Here is a 24,879-nt window from a genome sequence, read left to right as displayed (position 1 = left end):
GGGGGCGTCGCGGCGATGACGGCGATGCGGCGCGGTAGGGGGATATCGTGGACCGGCCAGCCTTCGTCGATGCCCACGCCCACCTGTGGGACCTGTCGCGTCCGGGCTACGACTGGTTGCGGCCGCCGTTTCGCGACGACGGGGGTTGGGGATCCCCCGCGGCCATCGCGACGACCTATCTGCTCGACGATTATCTCGCGGAAACCGCGGCGTGGAACCTGGCAGGCATGGTCCATGTCGAGGCGGGGGCGGGCGCCGCGCAGGCGATGGCGGAAACCCGGTGGCTTCAGGCGACGGCGGATGCGCGCGGGCGCCCGGACGCGGTCGTCGCCTTCGCCGCGCTCGACGATCCCGACCTGGACCGGCTGCTGGACTTCCACGTCGGCCATCGCGCGGTACGCGGGGTTCGCCACATCGTGAACTGGCACACCGATCCCGCGTTGGCCTACACGCCGCGCGACCGCACCGGCGACCCGGCGTGGCAGGCGGGCTATGCCCGGCTCGCCCGCCACGGCCTGTCGTTCGACCTGCATTGCTATCCGCGCCAGATGCCGGGACTGGCGGCGCTGGCGCGGCGGCATCCCGACGTGCCCGTCGTCGTGGATCACATGGGCCTGGCGATCGCGCGCGATCCCGGGGGGTGGGATGACTGGCGCACGGGGTTGCGCGCCTTCGCGGCGCTGCCGCACGCCGCGATCAAGCTGTCCGGCGCGGGCTTCCTGCATCGCGGCTGGACCGCGGACAGCGTCCGTGCGCCGGTGCTGGAGGCGATCGACCTGTTCGGCCCCGACCGCGTCATGATCGCGACGAACTTTCCGACCGACCGCCTGTTCGGCTCGCTGGACCGGACGCTGGGCGCCTACGAGGCCATTCTGGCGGGCTTTTCCGCGGACGAGCGTCGCGCGATGTGGGGGCGCACGGCCGACCGCTTCTACCGCCTGGGCCTGGGCCTTTAGCGGCGGGGCGCGCCCGCGATCCTCATCCGTCGCGGTCGTCCGGGTCGAGCGCGAAGATGCGCGTCATCGGCGCCCATTTCTCCCCCACGGCGGCGACCGGCAGGCGACGCTGGAAGCGATCCATCGTCGCCTGCCAGCGCGCGTCGGCGGCGGCCAGGGGCGGCGCCACCGGGCGCGGCCAGTCCGCCGCGGCCTGCGCGATCATGAACAGGCGATCGCCCGCGCGCCATATCTCCATCGCCTCGCACCCCGCGGCACGGATGCCCGCGACGACCTCCGGCCATACCGCGCCGGGCAGGTGCGCGCGCTCGTACGCGGCGATCAGGGCGGCATCGTCGACGAGGTCGAGCGCGAAACAGACCCGGCGCGTCATCGCGGCGGGTTCGCCCGCGCCGACGCGGCATGACGTCGATGCGGCTCCGTCGCCGCGCGCGCCCCGCGCGCCCGGTCCATGTCCGCGGGCACCGGCGCGTCGGCGCGGATCAATCCTGTCGCGCGCAATTCCTGCCACAGCGCGGCGGGGATCGGGTGGTGATACAGCGCGACGGTCCGCGCGACCTGCTCTGGGCTCGCGATGCCGGGGATGACGCCCGCCACCTGCGGATGCGCCAGCACGAACGCCAATGCCGCGGCGGGCAGGGGGACGCCGTGACGCGCGCAGGTCGCCTCGATCGCGGCCACCCTGTCCACCACCGTGGCGGGCGCCGGGCCGTAATCGTAACGGCACGGGCCGCGGCGCCCCGTTCCGGTGGCCAGGATGCCGCTGTTATACGGTCCGCCCACGACGATCGACGTGCCCGCCGCCGCGCAGGCGGGCAGCAACCGGTCCAGCGCCCCCTGTTCCAGCAACGTATATCGACCCGCCAGCAGGATCGCATCCAGCTTCGCCGCGCGCATGACGTCGTGGCACGCGTCCACTTCGTTCACCCCGATGCCGAACCCCGCGATCGTGCCCTCGTCGCGCAATCGCTCCAGCGCGCGCAACCCGCCGCCGGTGGTCAGCTGCGCCCAATATCGCTCGTGCGCATCGCCATGGGTGACGCGGCCGATGTCGTGGACGTACAGGATGTCCACCGACGCCAACCCCAGTCGCTGGAGGCTGTCCTCGTGGCTGCGCAGGATGCCGTCGTGGCTGTAGTCGTATCGCGCAGCGAAGGGCATCGGGGAGCGGAAGCCGTCGCGCAGGCGATCATCGACGACGCTGCGGTCGGGGTGCAGCAACCGGCCGACCTTCGTGGACAGGACCATGTCGGGCGCGGCGCGGATCGCGTCGCCCACCCGTCGTTCGCTCAGCCCGCGGCCGTAATGCGGCGCGGTATCGATGTGGTTCATCCCGGCGGACCGCGCCGCGGCCAGCGTCGCGCGCGCGATGTCGTCACCGACCGGCTGGTAGAGATTGCCGAGCGGGGCGGTGCCCAGCCCCAGTTCGGTGATCGCAAGGCCGGTCGCGCCCAGCATGCGCCGCGCGATCGGCCCCGGCGCCGCCCGCGCCGCGTCAGTCACGCAGCGCGCGGACCGGCACGACGCGGGTCGTCCCGTCGTCGGTCGTCAACGCGTAGGTGAATCCCGGCATCAGCGCCGCGGCGCCGACCCGCCCGTCCGCGGCCAAAGCCAGGAACCCGACCTGCGCGTCCCTCACGGCGTCGCCGCGCAGCCGCACGATGTGGCGGCACGCCTCCCGGCAGGCCGCGTCCGGGTCCATCCCTGCGCGCATCGAGGCGACGACGCGGGCCGTCCCCGCGACGCGGGTAACCTCCTCGCCCACCCCGGTCGCGGTCGCCGCGCCGACCCCGGCCTCGACGAACAGGCCGCATCCCGACTGCGGCGAATCGCCGACGCGGCCGTGCAGCTTGAACGCCATGCCCGACGTGGTGCACGCGCCCGCCAGCCGCCCGTCCGACCCGCGCGCCAGGATGCCGATCGTGTCGTGGTCGCGCGCGTCGCCGCGGCGGTTCTCGATATTCGCGACGGGGGCGTATCTGGACGTCTTCAGCCATTCGCGCCACGCCGCGCGCGCGGGCGGGGTCAGCAGCGCGCGGGTCGGAAACCCCTGCGCGCGGGCGAAGCGCGTGGCGCCGTCGCCGACCAGCATCGTGTGCGGCGTCCGCTCCATCACCGCGCGCGCGACCGATATCGCGTGGACGGTATCCTCCAGCGCGGCGACCGCGCCGACATGGCCCGCGTCGTCCATGATGATCGCGTCCAGTGTCACGATGCCGTCGCGGTCGGGATACCCGCCGTAGCCGACCGAATGATTCGCCGGGTCCGCCTCCGGCACCCGCGCGCCCGCCTCGACCGCGTCCAGCGGCGATCCGCCCGCCAGCATCCGGGCATAGGCGGCGCGATTGGCGGCGGCGCCGAAATCCCATGTCGACACGATCGTGCGTCCCGGCGCGGGCCGTTGCGCGCGGAGCGGCGCCGTCGCCCCCGCGGCGGCCAGGCCCAGCGTCGTGCCGATCAGGCCGCGGCGCGACAATCGGGGATCGGTCATGGCGTCGGATGCTCCGGCTCGGGGGTCAGGACATGGATGACGGGACGGCCCTCGGCGTCGCGAAGCGACGTGGCGGCGCGTGCGCCGGCGCGGTCGAGCGCGTCGTCGTCGATCGCGATCGGGCGATGCAGCACGATGCGCCAGCGGCCGTGACGACGCGTCGCGGCGACGACGTTGCCGGCGCCGCCGACCAGGGCGGCAAGCGCGTCGGGCAGGTCGCCGACCGGCGCCGCGGCCGTGGGGGGCAGGGCGGCGGGGGCGTCGGTCCGGTCGGCGGCGGCGCGCATCTCCATCGCCACCGCGTCGGCGACGGGGCCGACGACGACCTGCACCGCCTCGCGCGACGGTTTCAGGATGCCGATCGCCCCCAGGGCGCGCAGCGCGGCCTCGTCGATCCGCGCCTGGTCGACCACCACCAGCCGCAATCGCGTGGTACAGGCCGCGATCGCGCGCAGGTTCGCCGCGCCGCCCAGCGCCGCGACGAACGCGGCACCGCGCGTGCCCGCCGGGGTGGCGGCACCGGCCGCGACCTCGCCCGGCCCGCGCCCCGGCGTCGGCAGGTTCCAGCGCCGGATCGCGAAGCGGAAGACCGCGTAGTACAGCAGCGCATAGCCCGCGCCGACGGGCAGCAGCAGCAGCGGCCGCGTCGCCTTCCCGTAATTCAGCGCATAGTCGAACAGTCCGGCGGAGAAGCCGTAGCCCAGTTTCACGCCCAGCGCGTTCATAACCACGTGCGACACGCCGGTCAGGACCGCGTGCACCGCGTACAGCGCGGGTGCGAGGAACATGAAACTGAACTCGATCGGCTCGGTCACGCCCGTCAGGAAGGACGTCAGCGCCAGGCTGAGCAGCAGGCCGCCGACCGCCTTGCGCCGCGCGGGCTGCGCCTCGTGATACATCGCCAGGCAGGCGGCGGGCAGGCCGAACATCATCACCGGGAAGAATCCCGACATGAACGCCCCTGCCGTCGGATCCCCGGCGAAGAAGCGGCGCAGGTCGCCGGTCGTGCCGTGATAATCGCCGACGACGAAATAGGCGACGTTGTTCAGGATGTGGTGCAACCCGGTGACGATCAGCACGCGGTTGAGCAGCCCGAACGCGAACAGGCCCCATCCGCCCGCCGCGACCACCCCGGTGCCCAGCGCGTCCACGCCCGCGCTGACCGGGGCGTAGGCGATCCCCAGCAGCGCGGCGATCAGCAGGCCCGCGAACCCGCTGACGATCGGTGCGAAGCGCCGCCCGCCGAAGAAGGCGAGATAGTCGGGCAGGCGGAAATCGGCGAAGCGGTTGTAGAATCCGCCCCCCACCAGCCCCGCGACGATACCCAGCGGCACGTCGAAGCGATGGATCGCGGCCGTGCGCCAGGCGGCGACGACGCTTTTCGCCGCGCCCTCCGGCAATCCCGCGCCGATCGCGGGCGGGACCGCGATCAGCCCTTCCGCTCCCTTGGTGGACACCAGATAGCAGACGATCCCCGCCATCGCGGCGGCGCCGTTGCCGTCGCGCGCGAACCCGGTCGCCACGCCGACCGCGAACAACAGGCCCAGATTGTCGAAGATCGCCGCCCCCGCCGCGCCGAGGAAGGACAGGTTCAGCCCCAGCAAGGCGGAAATATCGTCCTGCCCCAGCCGCAGCAGCAGGCCCGCGATCGGCAATACCGCGATCGGCAGCATCAGCGCGCGGCCCAGCGGCTGGAAGAAGGCCATCGGCGATCTCATGCGCCATCCCCTTCGGCATAGGCGCGGGCGCGGTCGCGGACCGCCCGCGGGGAGGGGTCGGACAGCGCCGCCCGGGCGTGCGCCGCCGCGTCGCCCGCGTCGATCCGCGCCACCACGGCACGGATCGCGGCGACGCGGCCCGGCGGCACCGACAGGCTGGTCACGCCCAGGCCGATCAGGATCGGCACCGCCGCCGCGTCCGCCGCCAGCCCGCCGCACACCCCGACCGGGACGTCCCGCCGCGCCGCGCCGTCGCACGTCGCCGCGATCAGACGCAGCACCGCGGGGTGCAGCCCGTCGACGCCCGCCGCCACCGCGGGATTGCCGCGGTCCATCGCCAGCGCATATTGCGTCAGGTCGTTGCTGCCGATCGACAGGAAATCGCATTCCGCCGCGATCAGGTCCGCCGCGATCGCCGCCGCGGGCGTCTCGATCATCGCGCCCAGCGCGACCGTCCGCGCGCCGCGCACGCGGTCCAGCGCGGCGCGCACCGCCGCCATCTCGTCCGCCCCCGTCACCATCGGGACCATGATCCGGCAGGGCCCCGTGTCGGTCGCGTCGACGATCGCCGCCAGTTGCGTTTCCAGCAGCGACGGATCGTTCAGCAGAATGCGGATACCCCGCCGGCCGAGCGCGGGATTGTCCTCGTGCGGCAGCGACAGATAGGGCGCGGGCTTGTCCCCCCCGACGTCCAGCAGCCGTATCGTCAGCGGCCGTCCCGCCAGCGCGGCGGCGATCGCGCGATACGCGTCCGCCTGCTCGTCGCGGGACGGCGGCGCCGCGCGGTCCAGGAACAGCAATTCGGTGCGCAGCAGCCCGCATCCTTCCGCCCCCGCGGCCACCGCGGCGGCGGCTTCCGGCGCGGTGCCCAGGTTCGCCTGCACCGTTACCATCCGCCCGTCGCGCGTCGTCGCCGTAAGGCCCGCGTCGGCGCGGGCCGCGGCCTCCGCCGCCGCGGCGTGCGCGATCCGGGCGTGCGCCGTGGCCAGCGCCGCGTCGTCGGGCGCGGGATCGAGCACGCCGTCGTCGCCGTCCAGCATCACGATCCGGCCGTCGGGGATCGCGTCGATGCCGCGCCCCAGCGCCACCGCCATCGGCACGCCCGCTCCCGCCGCCATGATCGCGACGTGCGCGGTCGGCCCTCCGGCCGCCAGCGCGATGCCCGCCAGCCGCCCGGGCGGGATCGCGGCGAGTTGCGACGGCAGGATATCGTCCGCCAGCAGGATGCCGCCCGCCGGAACCTCGATCGCGTCCGGCGCGGTGCCCAGGATCGCATGCGCCAGCCGCTGGCCGATATCGATCAGGTCGGCCCCGCGCTCCGCGATGCGGGCGTCGTCGGCGGCGGCGAGCGCCTGCGCCTGCGCCTGCGTGATCGCCAGTGCCGCCGCCGCCGCGCCGCGTCCCGCGTCGATCGCGGCGCCGATCGCGTCGAGCAGGGCGGGGTCGTCCAGCATCGCGCGATGCGCCCCCAGCACCCCGGTCGCGCCGTCGAGCCGGTGCCGCAGCCGCGCCAGCCCGGTGTCGAACGCGGCGCGCTCCGCCGCGACGTCCCCCGCGTCCGCGGGCACGATCGGCGCCGCGGCGTGCAGCCGGCAGGCGGGGCCGATCGCGGACCCCGGCGCCGCCGCGACGCCGGCGATCGTGCCCGGCGCGTGTCGGCGCATGTCGCGGCGGGCGGCGACCGGGGCGGTCGGCGCCACGCCCGGCTCGTCGTCCGCGGTCAGGATCGCGGCGATGGCGGCGACCACCCCCGCCGCCTCGCGCCCGCCGCCCTCGATCGCGACCGTCGCGCCATGGCCCGCGCCGAGCGTCAGCAGTCCGGTCATGCTCGCCGCGGCGGCGCGGTGCGGCCCGCACGACAGCATCACCTGCGCATCGCGCCCCCGCGCCGCGGCGGCGATGCGGGCGGCGGGGCGGGCGTGGAGGCCGTGGGGCAGGGCCACGACCAGGGTCCGGCGGATCATCGTCGCCGCCGCGACCGGACCGGCGGCGTCGACCGGGGCAGTCGCGACGAGGCGCAGCAGCGGATCGCCGACCGTGACGCGTCCCCCGGTCACGTCCGGAACGACGTCGAACGCGCCCGCGATCAGCAGGACGGGCGTCGTCGCCGCCGCGGCGCGCCGGACGATGAGGTCGAGGTCGAACGCGATCAGCGGCTGTCCCGCGACCACCGCCGCCCCGCTATCGACCAGCGGCCTGAATCCTTCCCCCGCCAGCGCGACGCTGTCGATGCCGATGTGCAGCAGCAGGTCGGCGCCCTGCCCGGTCCGCAGCGTGACCGCATGCCCGGCTTCATGCATGCCGACCACGGTCGCGTCGCAGGGGGCGTGCAGCGTGTCGCCGGTCGGATCGATCGCGATCCCCGGACCCATCATCCCGCCCGCGAACACCGGATCGGGAACCGCGGACACCGGCCCGGCCCAGCCGTCCAGCGGCGCGACGAGCGTGATCGACCCCGTTCCGACTGGCGCGATGCCCCGTTCCGCGCTTTCCCGCGCCGCCGTCATGCGTCGTCGCCGGGCGCGGCGAGCGTCCCGCCGATCCACGTCGCGCGCGCGGTCAGGTCGGCCCGCAGGATCGCCCAGTCCGCACGCAATCCGGGCGCCAGCCTGCCGCGCTCGTGCGCCAGGCCCAGAAATGCCGCGGGATGCGTCGCCGCCATCGCCGCCGCCCGCGCCGGATCGATGCCGAGCGCGCGCACCGCATTCGCCACCGCCGCCGCCATGTCGAGGTCCGATCCCGCCAGCGTCCCGTCGGCGTAGCGACAGATGCCGCCGGCGACCGCGATGCGGCGCCCCTGCAACACGAAATCCTTCTCGACCGCGCCGACCGACGACATCGCGTCGGTGACCAGCATCAGCCGGTCGAACGGTCGCGCGCGGTATGCCAGCCGCAGGACGCTGTCCGCGACATGGACGTCGTCCGCGATCAGGCCGCACCATGGCCGCGAATCGTCCAGCGTCGCGCCGACGACGCCCGGCGCGCGCTGGTGCAACGGGGGCATGGCGTTGAACAGGTGCGTGACGCCCGTCATCCCGGCATCGAAGGCGGCGCGCATCATGCCCTCGTCCGCCTCGCTGTGCCCTGCGCTGACGATCACGCCCGCGCGCGCCAGCGCCGCGATCGCGGCCGGGGTGGTCATTTCCGGCGCCAGCGTCACCATCACCCGCCCGCGGCGGGGGCGGGTCAGCAGCGCGATCATGTCGTCGTCCAGCGCGCGGAACAGCGCGGCGTCGTGGATGCCCTTGCGCGCGGGGTTCAGCACCGGCCCCTCGATATGCATCCCCACCACCCCCGGCACGCCCGCCGCGACCGCCGCGTCCAGCGCGTCGAGCGCGCGGCCGATCGTCGCGGGCGTGTCGCTGATGAGCGTCGGCATCATCGCGGTCGTGCCGTAACGGCGGTGCGCCGCCGCGATCGCCGCGATTCCCTCCACCGTCGGGGTATCGTTCAGCAGCACGCCGCCGCCGCCGTTCACCTGCGTGTCGACGAAGCCGGGCAGCAGCCAGCCGCCGTCGAGGTCGATCGTCCGGTCCGCGTCGCGATCCCGCCCGATCGTGACGATGCGCCCGGCGTCGACCGCGATCGTCGCGTCGTCCAGCGTCCCGTGCGCGGCGGCCACCCGGCCGTTGACGAAGCGGATGCGCGTCATCGCGTCTGGGTCACCTTCGCCAGGTGCGGCGGCGAATCCGGATCCAGCCCGCGCGCCAGCGTCAGCCGTTCCACCATGCGGTAGAAGCTGGCCAGCATCGCCACCGGTTCGAGCGCGGGGTGCCCGGTGCGCGCGGGCAGGATGCCGCCCCGGCCCGCCAGGAGCGTCATCGCGCCGCGGCCCGCGAACTCCGCCGCGACCGTGGCGACGTCCGCGCCCGCGGGGTCGGACGTGGCGAACCCCAGGATCGGGAAGCCCGCGCCCACGATCCGCATCGGTCCGTGCCGCACCTCCGCCGCGCTGAACGGTTCGGCCTGGATCGCGGCGGTTTCCTTCAGCTTCAGCGCCGCCTCCTGCGCGATGCCCAGGGCGTAGCCGCGCCCGATCACGAACATCCGCGTCGCCGCCGCCAGCCTGTCCGCGCCGACCGACCAGTCCGCCGCCAGCCCCGCGTCGATCATCGCCGGCAGGCCGGGCAGCGCGTCCGCCAGCCCGTCCTCGATCCCCCACGCGCTCGCCAGCTGCGCGAAGGCGGCGAGCGCGGCGATGCACGACTTGGTCGCCGCCACCGCCCTTTCGGTTCCGGCATGAAGCGGCAGCAGCACGTCCGCCGCCGCCGCCAGCGGCGATCCCTCGTCGTTCACCAGCGCGACGACGCGCGCGCCCGCGGCGCGATACGCCGCCACGGTGGCCAGCAGGTCCGGGCTGCGGCCCGATTGCGACACCGCGATCAGGACGGCGTCGCGCGCGACCAGCGGCGCCTGGAACACCGATGCGACCGAGGGCGCGGCGGAGGCGACGGGGATGCCGACCAGCGTCTCGATCAGATATTTGCCGTACGTGGCGGCATGGTCGGACGATCCGCGCGCGCACGTCACGACCACGGCGGGCGGGCGGGCGCGCAGATCGGCGACCAGCGCCGCGATCGGTGCCGCATTGGCCGCCAGCAGCCGTCGGACGACGGCCGGCGCCTCGCCCGCCTCGGCCCCCATGATCGTTCCGGCGACCGCGTCAGCCATCGATCAGCTCCGCGACGAAATCATACGCGTCGCCGCGATAATAGGATTGCGTGAATTCCACCGCGCGGCCGTCGCGCAGGAAGCCGCGCCGCTCGATCGACAGGCCCGCATGGCCCTTCTCCACCGCCAGCATCGCGGCGTGATCGGCGCTGAAGGCGACCGCGCGCAGCCGCTGGAGCGCGCGGACGGGGCGATAGCCCGCGGCGTCCAGCGCGGCATACAGCGATCCCCCGACGTCGTCCGCCGACGCCAGGCAGAAGCCCGCGATCGTCGACATCTCCAGCGCCATCGGGACGCCGTCGGCGAAGCGCAGGCGGTGGAAACGATAGACCGGAGTCCCAGGCGACAGGCCCAGCGACAGCGCCTCCTGCGGCGTCACGGTGCCCGACGTCCGGCTGACCCACTGGCTGCTCGGCACGCGACCGCGCGATTCCATGTCCTCCGAAAAGGAGGTGATGGTCGAGAAGCTCTTCTCCACCCGCGCCGCGACGAACGTTCCCGCCCCGCGCCGCCGGGTCAGCAACCCTTCCTCCACCAGGCCGCCGATCGCCTTGCGCACGGTGATGCGCGAGACGTCGTATTCCAGCGCCAGTTCGCGTTCGGCGGGGATCGCATCGTCCTCCGCCAGCACCCGGCCCGTGATGGCGTCGCGCAAAAGCTGCCGCAGCTGGAGGTACAGCGGCGCGGGGTCGCCCGCGCGGAAACGGCCGACCTGTTGCGAGAAGACCATGTCGCTCACGAACGCGCGCTCCCGGTCGATCCATCGTGCCCCCACGACCGCAGCGCGGCGACACCGCCCGCACCGGGCGTGACGGGGGTCGTCCGCGTCATGCCGGGTCGTCCAGCGCGGCCCGCAACGCCGCCACCGCCGCGGGGTCGGTGCGCCGCTCCGTCGCGCCGCCGAAACCGAAGGCGGCGATGCGCGGATCGGCCCATGGCACGGACGTGCCCGCGGAGGCGTGGATGGCGTCGACCCCCGTCGCGGCGATCAGCGCGCGGACGGTGGCGGCGGTGATGCCCGACCCCGCTATGACCGCGACCGACCCCCGCACCGCTGCGACCATCGCCGCGATCGTGTCGGCGCCCTCCGCCGCGGTGCGGGCGCCGCCCGACGTCAGGATCCGGTCGATGCCGATCCGCGCGGCCTGCGTCGCGGCCTCGACCGGCGCGGAACACAGGTCGACCGCACGATGCAGCGTCATCGCGATCCCGCGCGCGACGTCGCGCCAGCGTGCCAGCGCGTCCAGGTCCAGCGTCCCGTCGGCCTTCAGCGCCCCGACCACCACCCCCGCCGCACCCAGGTCCACGCAGGCGCGGATGTCGCGCGCGACCGCATCGACCAGGTCGCGGTCCATGACGAAATGTCCGGTCGCGGGCCGGATCAGGACGTGGACCGGCAGGCCGACCGCGACCGTCGCCGCGACCACACCGGCGGACGGGGTGACCCCCCCGAGCGCGAGCGCCGCGCACAGTTCGACCCGGTCGGCCCCGCCCTCGTGCGCGGCGCGCGCACCCGCCGGGCCCTCGACGCAGATTTCCAGCGCGACTCTCACGCCCTTCGCGTCCGCCGCTGCGACGGCGCCCGATCCCGCCATGGCGGGACGGCGATCGCCTCTATCCTCACGCTGCTGCGACATCACCAACCATCCCCGACGTCGACTTAGGTCATGCTACCAATCCAAGTCAACTTCGGCCTTCATTCATGAACGATGATCCGTATTCGGCATGTATGGACGTCGATGGCCGGGCGGGGCGGCGCTCTCTCGTACCGGTGCGCAAGGATGAGGATGGCTATGGACTGTCGAAACGAACGTCCATACCATAGGTGAAATGCGGTTCGGGGGTGGTACATGGGTGGCATGATGGCGGTACGGCTGATGCGCCCGCTCCTGGCGGGATTGGTAGCATCCGTGGTCTTCGCCGGCGCCGCGGGCGCGCAGCAGATGCTGCTGCCCGCCCCCGCGCATATCGTCGCGCGGCCGGGTGGCTTCGTGCTGCGCGACGGCGCCCGGATCGCGGTGCCCGCGGGCGACCGCAGCGCGGCGGCGACGGCGCGGCTGCTGGTTGCGCAGGTTCGCGCGCAGCGCGGACTGACGCTGGTGGTCGCCGGCGCGGGCGACGAGGCGATCCGGCTGGTCCGCGACGCCGCCGTCGCGGGGGCGGAGGCGTACCGGCTGACCGTTGACGCGCGCGGGATCGAGATCGCGGCGTCGGGCGACCGCGGGCTGCTGTACGGGGCGATGACGCTGGCGCAGCTGGCCAGCCCCGACCGCGCGATCGGCCGCCCGGCGACGATTCCGGCGATGCGGATCGACGACGCCCCGCGCTTCGCGTGGCGCGGGCTGATGATCGATCCCGCGCGGCATTTCCAGCCGGTCGGCGTCCTGAAGGACATGATCGACCAGATGGCGGCGGTGAAGCTGAACACGCTCCACCTTCACCTGACCGACGATCAGGGCTGGCGGATGGAGATCCGCAAATATCCGAAGCTGACGCAGGTCGGCGCGTGGCGCATCGCGCCCTCGACGGGCGGCCCGCCCCCGTCCGCGCCGGTCGGTGGCGCCTATACGCAGGCCGACCTGCGCGGCCTGGTCGCCTATGCCGCGGAGCGGGGCGTGACGATCGTGCCCGAAATCGACCTGCCCGGCCACGCCACCGCCCTGGTCGCCGCCTATCCCGACCTCGGCATCCTCGGCGACCGGCCGCCGGTGAGCCACGACTGGGGCATCATGCCCCACCTCTTCAATCCCGATCCGCGGGGAATGCAGGTCGTCCGCGACGTGCTGGACGAGGTGATGGCCGTCTTCCCCGGCACCTACATCCACCTTGGCGGGGACGAGGCGGTGAAGGACCAGTGGGAGCGCAGCCCGAAGGTGCAGGCGCAGATGAAGGCGCTGGGCCTGAAGGACGAGAATGCGCTGCAACGCTGGATGATCGAGCAGTTCGGCGCCTATCTGCAATCGAAGGGCCGCCGCCTGATCGGCTGGGACGAGATCCTGGACGGCGGCCTGCCCGCCAGCGCGTCGATCATGTCGTGGCGCGGGGAGAAGGGCGGGATCGAGGCCGCGAACGCGGGGCACGACGTGGTGCTGTCGCCCGGTGGGCCGTTGTACCTGAACCACACGCAAAGCGATCGCATCGACGAGCCGCCGGGCCGGTTCGGGCTGAACACGCTGGAGGCGGTGTACCGCTACGACCCCATGCCCGCGGGGATCGCGCCCGATCGTGAACGCCACGTGCTGGGGGCGCAGGGCAATCTGTGGAGCGAATATATCGTCACCCCGCGCCAGTTGCAGCATCACGCCTTCCCCCGCGCGGGGGCGGTGGCGGAGATCACCTGGGCGGCGAAGGGAGCGAAGGATTTCGCCGCCTTCCTCCCCCGCCTCCATCGACAGGCGGCACGATGGGCGCGCGCGGGGGTGAACGTGGCGGACAGCGCCTTCGCGGTGGATTTCGCGGTCCCGGGCACGCGCGGCGACGCGCTGCGCACGGGGCGGGTGCCGGTGCGGCTGGCGACGCAGGTGCCCTATGGCACGATCCGCTACACCACCGACGGCCGCGTGCCGACCGCGCGGTCGACGGCGTACGCGGCGCCGCTGTCGGTGGCGCCGGGCACGATCGTGCGCGCCGCGGCGTTCGACGCGGGCGGGGTCGCGACCGCCGCGCCGCGCGCTTTCGACACGTCGCGCGCCGCCCTGCTGTCGCGCGTCAGTTCGGAAATGGCCGCCTGCCCGGCGGGCAGCCTGGGGCTGCGCGTGCCGCTGCGGTCCGAATCGACCGATGACGCGCCCGCGTTCAACATCAACCTGTTCGATACGTGCACCTTGTATCCCGACGCCCCGCTGGACGTCGCGCGCGGCTATCGGGTGGAGGTCGCGCGGCTGGCGCGGCATTACGGGCTGGCGCACGAGGCGCGGGCGCTGCGTGCGCATTACGCCGTGTCCGACCACGGCGAATTGCTGGTGCAGGTCGGCTGCATCGCGGCGGCGAAGGCGCGCGCGGCGGGGGACAAGGCGGCGCGCCCGATCGCCGCGGGCGCCTTCCCGTTGCCCGACCCGGCCACGGCGCCGCAGCAATTCGCGTTCGAGGGGGTCCTGCCGCGGATGGCGGGGGACCACGACATGTGCTTCCAGTTCACCTCGCCATTGTCCGACCCCTATTACACCGTCGCGCGCGTCCAGCTGACCGGGGACGCGCGGTGAGGATCGCGCTGCCCGCTGCCCTTCTGGTCGTCGCGACGGGCGCCGTGGCGGAACCCGTCGCGACGACCCCGTTGACGCGCGGGTGGCAGGTGCGGATCGACCCCGCGGATCGCGCGGCGGCGGCGGCGCATCCCGCCGGCGCGCGCTGGCTGCCCGCCACCGTCCCCGGCACGGTGCAGCAGGACCTGATCGCGCGCGGCATCGTGCCCGATCCGTTCCGGCGGATGGACGAGGGCGCGATCCAGTGGGTGGGGCGTACCGGGTGGCAGTATCGCACGACGCTGACCGCCACGCCCGCTTTGCTGTCGCGCGCCCATGTCGACCTGGTGTTCGACGGGCTGGACACGTTCGCGACCGTGGCGGTCAACGGCCGCGTGCTGATCCGCGCCGACAATGCGCATCGCCGCTGGCGCGCGGACGCCAGGCCCATGCTGCGCGCGGGCGCGAACAGCGTCGTCGTCACCTTCGCGCCGCCGATCGCCACGCTCCAGCCGATGGTACTGGCGCAGCGACATCCCCTGCCCGGCGAATATGACAGCGCGTTCGGCGACGAGCCGAAGGGGCGGCAGACCTCGCCCTACATCCGCAAGCCGAAATATCATTACGGCTGGGACTGGGGCCCGCGCATCGTCGCGATCGGCCCGTGGAAGGACGTGCGCGTCGAGGCATGGGACGATACCCGGCTCGACGACGTCGCGGTGGTGCAGGACGCGGTGTCGCGGGCGGAAGCGCGGTTGACGCTGCGCGCGCGCGTCGTCGCCGCGGCGCCCGGCGCGGCGGATGTCGCGGCCGACGTGACCGGGCCGGACGGCCGCACGATCCGCGTGACGCGGCGCGCGGCGCTGGTCGCGGGCGATAATGTCGTGACGCTGCCCGTGACGATCCCCGCGCCCGCGATCTGGCAACCCGTCGGCCATGGCGCGCAACCGCTATACACCGTACGCACGACGCTGGACGGCGGCGGCGCGGTCACGCGGCGGACGGGGCTGCGCACCGTGGAGCTGATCCGCGACGGCGGCGCGTTCGGGCTGAAGGTGAACGGCACGCCGATCTTCATGAAGGGCGCGAACCTCATCCCGTTCGACATGTTTCCGTCGCGCACGACCGCGGCGATGCAGCGCCGGATGCTGGCCGATGCGGCGGCGGCGAACATGAACATGGTGCGCGTGTGGGGCGGCGGCTATTATCCCGACGACGCCTTCTACGACGCGGCCGACGAACTGGGCCTGATGGTGTGGCAGGATTTCATGTTCGGCGGCGCGGTGACCCCGCCCGACGCCGCGTTCCGCCGCAACGTCGCGATCGAGGCGGCGGAGCAGGTCGCGCGGTTGCAGGCGCATCCCTCCCTCGTGCTGTGGGCGGGCAATAACGAGGTGCAGGGCGGCTGGGACAATTGGTCCGACCGCAAGGCGTTCAAGAAGGCGATCGGCGCGGACGAGCAGGAACGGATCGGCACCGCGATGACGGTGCTGTTCGATCGCGTGCTGCGCGAGGCGGTAACGCGCGGCGATCCCGATGCCCCCTACTGGCCCGGATCGCCCTCCACCGATTACGAGGCGCCGGTCGATACCGACAAGGCCGGCGACCGGCACTTCTGGGACGTCTGGTCGGGCGGGAAACCGATCGAGCGCTACACCGACAGCTGCCCGCGCTTCATGAGCGAATACGGGTTCCAGGGGATGCCGGGCCTGCCGACGATCGCGCGATTCGCGGGCACCGTCGCGCTGGAGCCGGAGAGCGCGGTGCTCAAGGCGCACCAGAAATTCCTGGCGGGCGAGGGGCAGGGGCGTATCCTGTCCTACCTGAAGGAATATCACCGCGATCCGCGCGACTTCGCCGATTTCGTGTACCTCAGCCAGGCGATGCAGGCGGAGGCGATCCGGCTGGGCGCGCTGCACCACCGCGCCTGTCGCCCGACCACCTTGGGGTCGCTGTACTGGCAATTGAACGACGTGTGGCCCGCGATCAGCTGGGCGAGCGTCGACCATCACGGGCGCTGGAAATTGCTGCACCACGCCGCGCGGCGCTTCTTCGCGCCCCAGGTCGTGGTGGCGGAGCGCGCGGGGGATGCGACGCGGATCGCGCTGGTGTCCGACGCGGTCGTGCCCGTCGCGGCGACGTGGCGCGTGCGCGGGTTCGCGATGGACGGTCGCGCGCTCGGGATGCGCGAGGGGGCGGTGACGCTGGCGCCCGGCTCCGCGGCCGACGTCGCGACGATCCCCGACGCCGCATTGTTCGCGGATGCGCCCGCCGCGGCGAGCTATGCCGTCGCGGAAATGGTCGTCGGCGACCGGCCGGTCGGCCGCGCGATCGTGGAGCGGCTGCGGCCGCGCGCGATGGCCTATCCCGCGGCCGGGCTGACCGCGCGCTGGCGGGGCCGGGAGCTGACGATCACCGCCGCCCGGCTGGCGCGCGTCGTCGGCATCGGCTTCGGCCCGATCGATGCGCGGCCGTCCGACGAGGGGTTCGACCTGCTGCCGGGGGAGAGCGTGACCGTGACGATCGACAGCCGTGCCGATCCCGCAGCGCTGGCGAAGGCGCTGACCCTGTCGACGCTGGGGCCGGCATGAGGTTGGCGCTCGCCCCCGCCCTCGCCGCAGCCCTCGCCCCCGCTTTCGCCGCGGCGCTCGCCGCGCCTGCCGCCGCGCAGGACCTGACGCTGGAGGAGAAGGCCGCGCAATTGCAGAATGCGGCCCCCGCCGAACCGAAACTGGGCCTGCCCGCCTACGATTGGTGGAACGAAGGGCTGCACGGACTGGCCCGCAACGGCGCGGCGACCGTGTTTCCGCAGGCGATCGGCCTGGCCGCGACCTGGGACGCGGCGTTGCTGACGCGCGTCGGCGACGTCGTCGCGACGGAGGCGAGGGCGAAATGGAACGCGCGTCCGCGCGGCGCGGGCAGCGGCCTGTTCGAAGGGCTGACGATCTGGTCCCCCAACATCAACATCTTCCGCGATCCGCGCTGGGGCCGCGGGCAGGAAACCTATGGCGAGGATCCGTTGCTGTCGGGGCGGCTGGGCGCCGCCTTCGTCCGCGGCTTGCAGGGACCGGACCCCGCGCATCCGAAGGTCGTGGCGACGCCGAAGCATCTGGTGGCCCATTCCGGCCCGGAGGGCGGGCGCGACGGCTTCTCGGTGCAGGTGGCGCCGCGCGATCTGGAGGAGACGTACCTCCCCGCCTTCCGCATCGCGGTGACGGAGGGTCGGGCGATGTCGCTGATGTGCGCCTATAACGGCGTGCACGGGACGCCCGTCTGCGCCTTGCCCAGCCTGATGATCGACCGGTTGCGGCGCGACTGGGGTTTCACCGGGCTGACCGTGTCGGACTGCGATGCGGTCGGCAACATCTGGCAATTCCAATATGCCGCGCGCGATGCGGCGCAGGCCGCGGCGATGGCGCTGAAGGGCGGGACCGACCTGAATTGCGGCACGACCTATGCCGCGCTGCCCGACGCGGTGCGCCGCGGTCTGGTGGCGGAGGCGACGGTGGACGCCGCACTCGCCCGCGCGGTGGCGATGCGGCGCGTGCTGGCCGCGCCGTCGGCGTGGGACCGGATCGCGCCCGCCGCGGTCGGCGCGCCCGCGCATCGCGCGCTGGCGCGGGAGGCGGCGGAAAAGTCGATCGTCCTGCTGAGGAACGACGCGGGCCTCCTGCCGCTGTCGGGGCGGCGCGTGGCGGTGATCGGCGCGAATGCGGACGACCTCGGCGTGGTCGAGGCCAATTACCACGGTACCGCGATCCGTCCCGTGACGCCGCTGGCGGGCATCCGCGCGCGTTTCCCGGGCGCGACCTACGCGCAGGGGTCGGTACTGGCGGACGGATCGCCGGTCGTGGTCCCCGAAACCGCGCTGTCGGCGGCCGGCCGGCCGGGGCTGGCGGTACGCATCGTCGACGCTGTGGGGCGGGTCACGACGCGGCGCGATCGCACGATCGACCTGAACCTGACGAAGACCGCGCCGTTCCGCGCGACGTGGACGGGCACGTTCACCCCGCCGGGGCCGGGCGACTACCGGCTGGTGCTGGGCGGCCCGGCCTGCTGGCACGCCTGCCCGCCGCACGACGCGATCCGGCTGTGGATCGGGGACGAGCGGCGGATCGACGGGACGATCGGCGAGCGCGCGCTGGAAACGGTGGTGCGCGGCGGTGCGCCGGTCCCGATCCGCATCGAGATCGACCATCGCGGCGGGGACGAGGGGGTGCGGCTGCAATGGCTGCCCCCGGCCGGGCCGCTGCTGGCGGAGGCGGAGCGCGCGGCGCGCGACGCCGACGTCGTGGTCGCCGTGGTCGGCCTGTCCCCCGATCTGGAGGGGGAGGCGCTGAAGGTCGCGGTGCCCGGCTTCGCGCTGGGCGACCGGACCGAGGTGCTGCTGCCCGAACCGCAGCGCCGGCTGCTCGATCGCCTCGCCGCGACCGGAAAGCCTTTGGTCGTCGTCGTCGCCGCGGGCAGCGCGGTGGCGCTGGGCGGGGTGAGGGCGGACGCGATCCTGTACGCCTGGTATCCGGGTGTGGAGGGCGGCACTGCGCTGGCGCGCATCCTGGCGGGCGACGTGTCGCCCAGCGGCCGGATGCCCGTGACCGTCTACGCCTCCACCGCGGACCTTCCCGCGTTCGTCGATTACGGGATGAAGGAGCGCACGTACCGCTTCTTCACCGGCACGCCCGAATGGCGGTTCGGCCACGGGCGCGGCTACACCGACTTCGCCTATACCGCCCCGCGTCCCCCCGCCGGCGTCGCCGCGGGGGCGACGGTGACGGTCGCGGTGCCGGTGCGCAATACGGGACGGCGCGCGGCGGAGGAGGTGGTGCAGGCCTATCTGGTCCCGCCCGCCCCCGCCGGGCGCCCCGGCCTGACCGACCCGGTGCTGCAACACCAGCTGGCGGCGTTCGTGCGCGTGGCGCTGCGCCCCGGCGAGACGCGCGACGCGACGCTGGCGATCGACGCGCGCCGGATGAGCACGGTCGACCGCGACGGCGTCCGCCGGGTGGTGCCGGGCGACTATCGCCTGTGGATCGGCGGCGGGCAGCCGGGGGACGCGCCCGGCGTGTGGACCGCCTTCACCGTCACCGGTCCCGCACGGGAGTTGCCGAAATGATCGACCGCCGCACCGTCGTCGCCGCCGGGGTCGCCTTCGCCGCGTCGCCGGCACCGGCCGCGCCCGCCTTCCCCCCACGTCGCCCGACCGTGGCGCAGCGCCGCTTCGTCAGCCCGGCGGTGGAGCGCGAGATCGGGCGCGTCTCGGCGCTGATCGCGGATCCGAAGCTGCGCTGGATGTTCGCGAACGCGTGGCCCAACACGCTCGACACCACGGTCACGATAAGCGGCACCGACGCCGCGCCCGACGCCTTCGTCATCACCGGCGACATCCCGTGCCTGTGGCTGCGCGATTCGGCGGCGCAGCTCAAACCGTATCTGCACCTGGTCGCGCGCGATCCGGCGCTGGGGCGGCTGTTCCGCGGGCTGATCGCGCGGCACGCGCGCTGCATCCTGATCGACCCCTACGCCAACGCCTTCATGCAGGATCCGACCGCGCCGACCGACCTGCCGTGGGCGCTGAAGGACGAGACCGAGATGCGCCCGGGCGTGGCGGAGCGGAAGTGGGAGATCGATTCGCTGTGCTACGCCATCCGGCTGTCGCACGGTTACTGGACCGCGACGCGCGACCCACGGCCGTTCGATGCGACCTGGGCGCGCGCCGCGCACGCGATCGTCGCCACCTTTCGCGAACAGCAGCGCAAGGACGGGCCGGGCCCCTATCGCTTCCGCCGCGCGTCGAGCCAGCCGACCGAGACGTTGCTGTGGGGCCAGGGCAATCCCACGCGGCCGACCGGCCTGATCCATTCCGGCTTCCGGCCGTCGGACGACGCCTGCCTCTATCCCTGCCTCATCCCCGCGAACCATTTCGCGGTCGTCGCCCTGCGCGAACTGGCGGTCGTCGCGCGCGATGCGGCGGGCGACGCGGCGCTGGCGGGGGCGGCGGTCGCGCTGGCGGACGAGGTCGCGGCGGCGCTGCGGCGGTACGGCACGATGCGGCTGCGCGACGGACGCGAGGTCTGGGCGTATGAGGTCGACGGCTTCGGCAACGCGGTGTTCATGGACGACGCCAACGTCCCGTCGCTGTCGGCGCTGGCGTATCTGGGCTGCGTCGATCCCCGCGACCCGGTGTGGCGCGCGACGCGCGACGCGGCGTGGAGCGAGGCCAACCCGTGGTTCTTCCGCGGGACCGCGGCGGAGGGGATCGGCGGCCCGCACGTCGGGTCGGGCCAGATCTGGCCGATGTCCCTGATCGTCCGCGCGCTGTCGTCGCCCGACGACGCGACGATTCGCGCCTGCCTGAAGACCCTGCGCGACACCGACGGCGGGACCGGCTTCATCCACGAGGCGTTCGACCGGGACGATCCGGCGAAGTTCACGCGCGGCTGGTTCGCCTGGGCCAACGGCCTGTTCGGCGAGCTCATCGTCCACCTGGCCGATCACCGGCCGCATCTGCTGGCGAGGCCATTGTGACGATATCCCGACGCTTCCTGCTGGGATCGAGCGCGATCGCGTTCGCGCCCGCCCTATCCGCGCGCCCGTCCTCGACGACGGCGGAGCCCGACCTGTTCATCGGCACGGGCGGGCACGGCCATACCTATCCCGGCGCGACCCTGCCGTTCGGGATGGTGCAATTGTCGCCCGATACCGACCTCGAACGCTGGGACGCCTGTTCCGGCTATCACCGCACCGACACGTCGATCATGGGGTTCAGCCACACGCACCTGTCGGGCACCGGCATCGGCGACATGCTGGACGTGCTGGTCGTGCCGACGCGCGGCCCGGTGCAGCTGCTGCCGGGGCCGCTGACGGACCCCGATGCGGGCTATCGCCAGCGCTTCACCGCCGAACATGCCCGGCCGGGCTATTACCGCGTGACGCTGGAATCCGGGGTGCGGTCCGAACTGACGGCGACCGATCGCACCGGATGGCACCGGCACAGCTTCCCCGCGGGACCCGGCCACATCCTGGTCGATCTGTCGCACATGATCCTCGACCGATGGGACAAGCCCGATCAGCAGCCGCTGATCGACGATGCGCGGCTGGCGATCGACGCCGACGGCACGATCACGGGCGGTCGCCGCGTGTTCCGCTGGGCCAAGGGGCGGCGCATCTTCTTCGCGATGCAGGTGTCGCGCCGGCCCGACCGGGTCACCTTCTACGGCGACGGCGATGCGCAGCAGCCCGCGGGGACGACGGCGGTGGCGGGCAGGCGGTTGAAGGCGGTGCTGCACTACGACGATGCGGGCAGCGCACCGATCCTGATCCGCTGCGGCATATCCGGGGTCGACGTAGCGGGTGCGCGCGCGAACCTGGCGGCGGAGGCGCGCGACTGGGACTTCGACCGCACGCGCCGTGCCGCGACGTCGCGGTGGGACGCGGCGCTCGGCGCGGTCCGGGTCGCGGGCGGCACCGCGGACCAGCGTACGGTCATGGCCACCGCCGTCTATCATGCCCAGCTGGCGCCGACGCTGTTCTCCGACGTCGACGGGCGATATCCCGCGATGGACGGCACCATGCGGCGCGTGCCCGCGGGCGGCGCGGCGTACAGCACCTATTCGCTGTGGGACACGTACCGCGCGCTGCATCCGCTGCTGACGCTGATCGCGCCGGATCGCGTCAGGAGCCTGGTGGACGACATGATCCGGCAGACCGGGGAATCGCCCTACGGGCCGCTCGTGTGGCCGTTGCAGGGGAAGGAGACGGGGACGATGATCGGCTGGCACGGCGTCGTACCCCTGGCGGAGGCGCAGGCGAAGGGGATCCCCGCCGATTACGCCGCCGCCTGGCCCGCCATCCGCCGCCGGAGCTTCGATTTCGCCGCGCCCGACCAGGACAATTCGCTCGGTCGCGACCTGTACGACCGGCTGGGCTACGTCCCCGCGGACAAGGTGTTCGAAAGTGTCAGCCGGACGCAGGAATATGCCTATGACGACTGGGCCTCGGCGCGGATCGCGCGCGCGATCGGGCAGGACGCGGACGCGGGTCGCCTGCTCAAACGCTCGGGCAACTGGCGCAACGTGCTCGACGCGTCGATCGGCTTCGCGCGCCCGCGCTTCGCCGACGGCAGCTGGTGGACGCCCTACGATCCGATCCAGCTGGGCCACATGCCCAAGCCGTGGTGGCGCGACTATACCGAGGCGAACGGCTGGCAGGCGACGTTCCTGAACCAGCACGACCTGTACGGCCAGATCGCGCATTTCGGCGGCGACGCGGCGTTCGAGGCGCGGCTGGACGCGCTGTTCGCCGCGCCCTCCACCCTGCCCGCGAACGCGCCGCCCGACATCGCCGGACTGGTCGGCCAGTACGCGCACGGCAACGAACCCGACCAGCACGTGCCGTATCTGTACGCCTATGTCGGCGCGCCGTGGAAGACGCAGGCGATGGTGCGGCGGCTGTGCGTGGACATGTATCGCAACGACCCCGACGGCATCATCGGCAACGACGATTGCGGGCAGATGAGCGCGTGGTTCGTCCTGTCCGCGCTGGGCTTCTACCCGGTCGATCCGGTGGAGGCGGCCTATGTCTTCGGCTCTCCGCTGTTCGATCGCGCGGAGGTGACCGTCGGCGCGGGGCGGCGCCTGGTGGTCGAGGCGGCGGGCAATGCGCCCGACCGGCCGTATATCGCATCGGTGACGTGGAACGGTCGCCCGTGGACGAAAAGCTGGATCGATCACGCCACGCTGGTCGGCGGCGGGCGCCTGCGCTTCGTCATGAGCGACGTGCCGAACCGCGATTTCGGCCGCGCGCGCGCGGATCGGCCGCCGTCCTTCGGAAAGCCTGCATGACCGTCGCCCCCCCCACGCCGGACCGTCGTCGCGTCGTCGTCGCGGGGCTCGCCGCGACCGCCGCCGCCGCCGTGCCCGCCGTGGCGCGGCCCCGGATCGCCGCGCCCGCGCCCTGGGGGGCGGTGCCGTCGCCGCGGCAATGGCGCTGGCATGCGCGCGAACGCTATGCCTTCGTCCATTTCTCGATCAACACCTTCACCGACAAGGAATGGGGCTATGGCGACGAGGACCCGGCGCTGTTCGACCCCGCCGATTTCTCCGCCGACCAGATCGTCGGCGCGGCGAAGGCGGGGGGGATGCGCGGTCTGGTCCTGACCGCCAAGCACCACGACGGCTTCTGCCTGTGGCCCACGACGCTGACCGACCATTGCATCCGCAACGCCCCGTACAAGGGCGGGAAGGGCGACATCGTGGGCGAGATGGCGGCGGCGTGCCGGCGCGCGGGGCTGGCGTTCGGGCTGTACCTGTCGCCGTGGGATCGCAACCACGCCGACTACGGCCGCCCCGCCTATGTCGAGTATTTCCGTCGCCAGGTGGTGGAATTGTGCACCCGCTACGGGGAGTTGTTCGAGTTCTGGTTCGACGGTGCCAATGGCGGCGACGGCTATTACGGCGGCGCGCGGGAGATGCGGCGGATCGATGCGCCGCGTTACTACGACTGGCCCGCCATCGTCGCTTTGGTGCACCGGCATCAGCCGATGGCCTGCACGTTCGATCCGTTGGGCAGCGACATCCGCTGGGTCGGTAACGAGGACGGGATCGCGGGCGACCCGTGCTGGCCGACGATGCCCGACCACCCCTATGTTCAGGCGGAGGGCAATTCGGGCGTGCGCGGCGGCGCGCTCTGGTGGCCCGCCGAGACCAACACCTCGATCCGGCCCGGCTGGTTCCATCACGCGGACGAGGATTCGAAGGTCCGCTCGCCCGATAATCTGGTCCGGTATCACGACACGTCGGTGGGGCGCGGCACCAACATGCACCTGAACCTGCCGCCCGACCGGCGCGGGCGCATCCCCGATCAGGACGCGCGCATCCTGAAAAGCTTCGGCGACGCGATCCGCGCCAGCTTCGCGACCGATCTGGCGCAGGGGGCGGTCGCCGCCGCCAGCCACGTGCGCGGTCCCGGGTTCGAGCCCGCTCGCGTGCTGGATGGGGATCGCGAAACCTATTGGTCCGCGCCCGACGGCGTGACGACGCCCAGCCTGACGCTGGACCTGCCGCCCGGCCGCGCGTTCGACCTGGTCCGGATCCGCGAATATCTGCCGCTGGGTGTCCGCGTGACGCGGTTCGCGGTCGATGCCGAGGTGGACGGCGCCTGGCGCACGCTGGCGACGAGGGAATGCATCTCGGCCCAGCGCATCATCCGCCTGCCCGCGCCGATCACCGCGCGGCGCGTGCGGCTGCGCATATTGGACGCCCCCGTCTGTCCCGCGATCGGCGAGGTGTCGCTGTTCCGGTCCGTCGCGCCCGTGCCGGTGCCCGCGATCGTGTCCAGCGATCCGTCGGTGCTGTCGATCGCGGGGTGGCGGATCGTGTCGGCAAGCGCGCCGGGCGCGGCGGCGCTGCTCGACGACGATGCGGGCACGGTCTGGGTCCTGCCCGCCCCCACCCCCGGCGCTCCCGCGACGGTGACGGTCGACCTGGGCGTGGAACAGGTCGTGGCGGGATTCACGCTGACTCCGTCGCGTCACGTGATGGACGGTGCCGCGCCGCCGAAGGGATATGTCGCGGATACCAGCCGCGACGGGCGCACGTGGCGGGCGGGGGCGGCGGGCGAACTGCCCAACATCGCCTACGCCTTGTCGACGCAGCGGTTCGCCTTCGCTGCGCCGCGCCCGATGCGGTACCTGCGCCTGGCCTTCGCCGAGACCGCGGTGCCCGCGCGGCGCCTGGCGATCGCGGGGATCGGCGGGTTCGCGCCGCGGCGCTGAGCCCGGCGGGCGGGCGACGAAGCACGATCTTGAATTCGCCCGGCGCGGGTTCTAGTATTTTTGTATGACGAATGTTGTTCGATTCCAGCCG

At 73.3% G+C, this 24,879-nt stretch carries 16 protein-coding genes; 7 read left to right on the top strand and 9 right to left on the bottom strand.

Annotated elements, in window-relative coordinates:
- Positions 1-47: 47 nt before the first annotated feature.
- Positions 48-956 carry an amidohydrolase family protein gene (locus ASG29_RS00225; protein WP_156457815.1) on the top strand — a complete coding sequence of 303 codons (909 nt, stop codon included), beginning with the start codon at positions 48-50 and terminating at the stop codon, positions 954-956.
- A 22-nt stretch (positions 957-978) separates the two neighbouring features.
- On the opposite strand, the gene ASG29_RS00220 is transcribed toward ASG29_RS00225, so the two are convergent.
- The 9 genes from ASG29_RS00220 to ASG29_RS00180 all read right to left on the bottom strand — a co-directional run bounded on the left by ASG29_RS00220 (position 979) and on the right by ASG29_RS00180 (position 11,473).
- On the bottom strand, positions 979-1,329 hold the full coding sequence (locus tag ASG29_RS00220; protein WP_055978560.1) for an L-rhamnose mutarotase: 351 nt from the start codon (positions 1,327-1,329) through the stop codon (positions 979-981).
- On the bottom strand, positions 1,326-2,459 hold the full coding sequence (locus tag ASG29_RS00215; RefSeq protein WP_235532709.1) for an aldo/keto reductase: 1,134 nt from the start codon (positions 2,457-2,459) through the stop codon (positions 1,326-1,328). Before ASG29_RS00215 ends, ASG29_RS00220 begins: the two co-directional genes overlap by 4 nt.
- A complete protein-coding gene (locus ASG29_RS00210) occupies positions 2,452-3,447 on the bottom strand; it encodes a N(4)-(beta-N-acetylglucosaminyl)-L-asparaginase (RefSeq protein ID WP_055978558.1) in 996 nt (331 codons plus the stop codon). Before ASG29_RS00210 ends, ASG29_RS00215 begins: the two co-directional genes overlap by 8 nt.
- On the bottom strand, positions 3,444-5,165 hold the full coding sequence (gene nagE, locus ASG29_RS00205; protein ID WP_055978557.1) for an N-acetylglucosamine-specific PTS transporter subunit IIBC: 1,722 nt from the start codon (positions 5,163-5,165) through the stop codon (positions 3,444-3,446). Before nagE ends, ASG29_RS00210 begins: the two co-directional genes overlap by 4 nt.
- Positions 5,162-7,672, bottom strand: a complete 2,511-nt coding sequence (gene ptsP, locus ASG29_RS00200) for a phosphoenolpyruvate--protein phosphotransferase (RefSeq protein WP_055978555.1) — start codon at positions 7,670-7,672, stop codon at positions 5,162-5,164. Before ptsP ends, nagE begins: the two co-directional genes overlap by 4 nt.
- Positions 7,669-8,817: an N-acetylglucosamine-6-phosphate deacetylase gene (nagA, locus tag ASG29_RS00195; protein WP_055978553.1), complete on the bottom strand. Its 1,149-nt coding sequence runs from the start codon at positions 8,815-8,817 to the stop codon at positions 7,669-7,671. Before nagA ends, ptsP begins: the two co-directional genes overlap by 4 nt.
- A complete protein-coding gene (locus tag ASG29_RS00190) occupies positions 8,814-9,836 on the bottom strand; it encodes an SIS domain-containing protein (protein WP_055978551.1) in 1,023 nt (340 codons plus the stop codon). Before ASG29_RS00190 ends, nagA begins: the two co-directional genes overlap by 4 nt.
- Positions 9,829-10,566, bottom strand: coding sequence for a GntR family transcriptional regulator (locus ASG29_RS00185; RefSeq protein WP_055978549.1), 738 nt, complete (start codon positions 10,564-10,566; stop codon positions 9,829-9,831). The genes ASG29_RS00190 and ASG29_RS00185 overlap by 8 nt, the downstream gene beginning before the upstream one ends.
- 97 nt (positions 10,567-10,663) lie before the next feature.
- On the bottom strand, positions 10,664-11,473 hold the full coding sequence (locus tag ASG29_RS00180) for a copper homeostasis protein CutC (protein WP_235532708.1): 810 nt from the start codon (positions 11,471-11,473) through the stop codon (positions 10,664-10,666).
- Between the two features lie 222 nt (positions 11,474-11,695).
- On the opposite strand from ASG29_RS00180, the gene ASG29_RS00175 reads away from it, so the two are divergent.
- The 6 genes from ASG29_RS00175 to ASG29_RS00150 are packed head-to-tail and all read left to right on the top strand — an operon-like array spanning position 11,696 to position 24,788.
- Complete coding sequence (locus ASG29_RS00175; RefSeq protein WP_235532707.1) at positions 11,696-14,038, top strand: beta-N-acetylhexosaminidase; 2,343 nt, start codon at positions 11,696-11,698, stop codon at positions 14,036-14,038.
- Positions 14,035-16,608 (top strand): beta-mannosidase, encoded by a 2,574-nt coding sequence (locus tag ASG29_RS00170; RefSeq protein ID WP_055978545.1) that lies wholly within the window; start codon positions 14,035-14,037, stop codon positions 16,606-16,608. Before ASG29_RS00175 ends, ASG29_RS00170 begins: the two co-directional genes overlap by 4 nt.
- A complete protein-coding gene (locus ASG29_RS00165) occupies positions 16,605-19,130 on the top strand; it encodes a glycoside hydrolase family 3 C-terminal domain-containing protein (RefSeq protein WP_055978543.1) in 2,526 nt (841 codons plus the stop codon). The genes ASG29_RS00170 and ASG29_RS00165 overlap by 4 nt, the downstream gene beginning before the upstream one ends.
- Positions 19,127-20,542: a glycoside hydrolase family 125 protein gene (locus ASG29_RS00160; RefSeq protein WP_055978541.1), complete on the top strand. Its 1,416-nt coding sequence runs from the start codon at positions 19,127-19,129 to the stop codon at positions 20,540-20,542. The genes ASG29_RS00165 and ASG29_RS00160 overlap by 4 nt, the downstream gene beginning before the upstream one ends.
- On the top strand, positions 20,536-22,857 hold the full coding sequence (locus ASG29_RS00155; protein ID WP_055980575.1) for a GH92 family glycosyl hydrolase: 2,322 nt from the start codon (positions 20,536-20,538) through the stop codon (positions 22,855-22,857). Before ASG29_RS00160 ends, ASG29_RS00155 begins: the two co-directional genes overlap by 7 nt.
- A complete protein-coding gene (locus tag ASG29_RS00150) occupies positions 22,854-24,788 on the top strand; it encodes an alpha-L-fucosidase (protein WP_055978539.1) in 1,935 nt (644 codons plus the stop codon). Before ASG29_RS00155 ends, ASG29_RS00150 begins: the two co-directional genes overlap by 4 nt.
- Positions 24,789-24,879: the final 91 nt, after the last annotated feature.

Source organism: Sphingomonas sp. Leaf412, from assembly GCF_001425405.1.
Taxonomy (GTDB): domain Bacteria; phylum Pseudomonadota; class Alphaproteobacteria; order Sphingomonadales; family Sphingomonadaceae; genus Sphingomonas.
Note: the sequence above shows the minus strand (reverse complement) of the source record. Positions and strands in the feature narration are given on the sequence as shown.

Excerpts from the sequence above, each read along its gene's own strand:
- ASG29_RS00220 (WP_055978560.1), bottom strand. The coding sequence starts at position 1,329 with ATGACGCGCCGGGTCTGTTTCGCGCTCGACCTCGTCGACGATGCCGCC.
- ASG29_RS00210 (WP_055978558.1), bottom strand. The coding sequence starts at position 3,447 with ATGACCGATCCCCGATTGTCGCGCCGCGGCCTGATCGGCACGACGCTG.
- nagE (WP_055978557.1), bottom strand. The coding sequence starts at position 5,165 with ATGAGATCGCCGATGGCCTTCTTCCAGCCGCTGGGCCGCGCGCTGATG.
- ptsP (WP_055978555.1), bottom strand. The coding sequence starts at position 7,672 with ATGACGGCGGCGCGGGAAAGCGCGGAACGGGGCATCGCGCCAGTCGGA.
- nagA (WP_055978553.1), bottom strand. The coding sequence starts at position 8,817 with ATGACGCGCATCCGCTTCGTCAACGGCCGGGTGGCCGCCGCGCACGGG.
- ASG29_RS00190 (WP_055978551.1), bottom strand. The coding sequence starts at position 9,836 with ATGGCTGACGCGGTCGCCGGAACGATCATGGGGGCCGAGGCGGGCGAG.
- ASG29_RS00185 (WP_055978549.1), bottom strand. The coding sequence starts at position 10,566 with ATGGTCTTCTCGCAACAGGTCGGCCGTTTCCGCGCGGGCGACCCCGCG.
- ASG29_RS00180 (WP_235532708.1), bottom strand. The coding sequence starts at position 11,473 with ATGTCGCAGCAGCGTGAGGATAGAGGCGATCGCCGTCCCGCCATGGCG.
- ASG29_RS00175 (WP_235532707.1), top strand. The coding sequence starts at position 11,696 with ATGATGGCGGTACGGCTGATGCGCCCGCTCCTGGCGGGATTGGTAGCA.
- ASG29_RS00165 (WP_055978543.1), top strand. The coding sequence starts at position 16,605 with ATGAGGTTGGCGCTCGCCCCCGCCCTCGCCGCAGCCCTCGCCCCCGCT.
- ASG29_RS00160 (WP_055978541.1), top strand. The coding sequence starts at position 19,127 with ATGATCGACCGCCGCACCGTCGTCGCCGCCGGGGTCGCCTTCGCCGCG.
- ASG29_RS00150 (WP_055978539.1), top strand. The coding sequence starts at position 22,854 with ATGACCGTCGCCCCCCCCACGCCGGACCGTCGTCGCGTCGTCGTCGCG.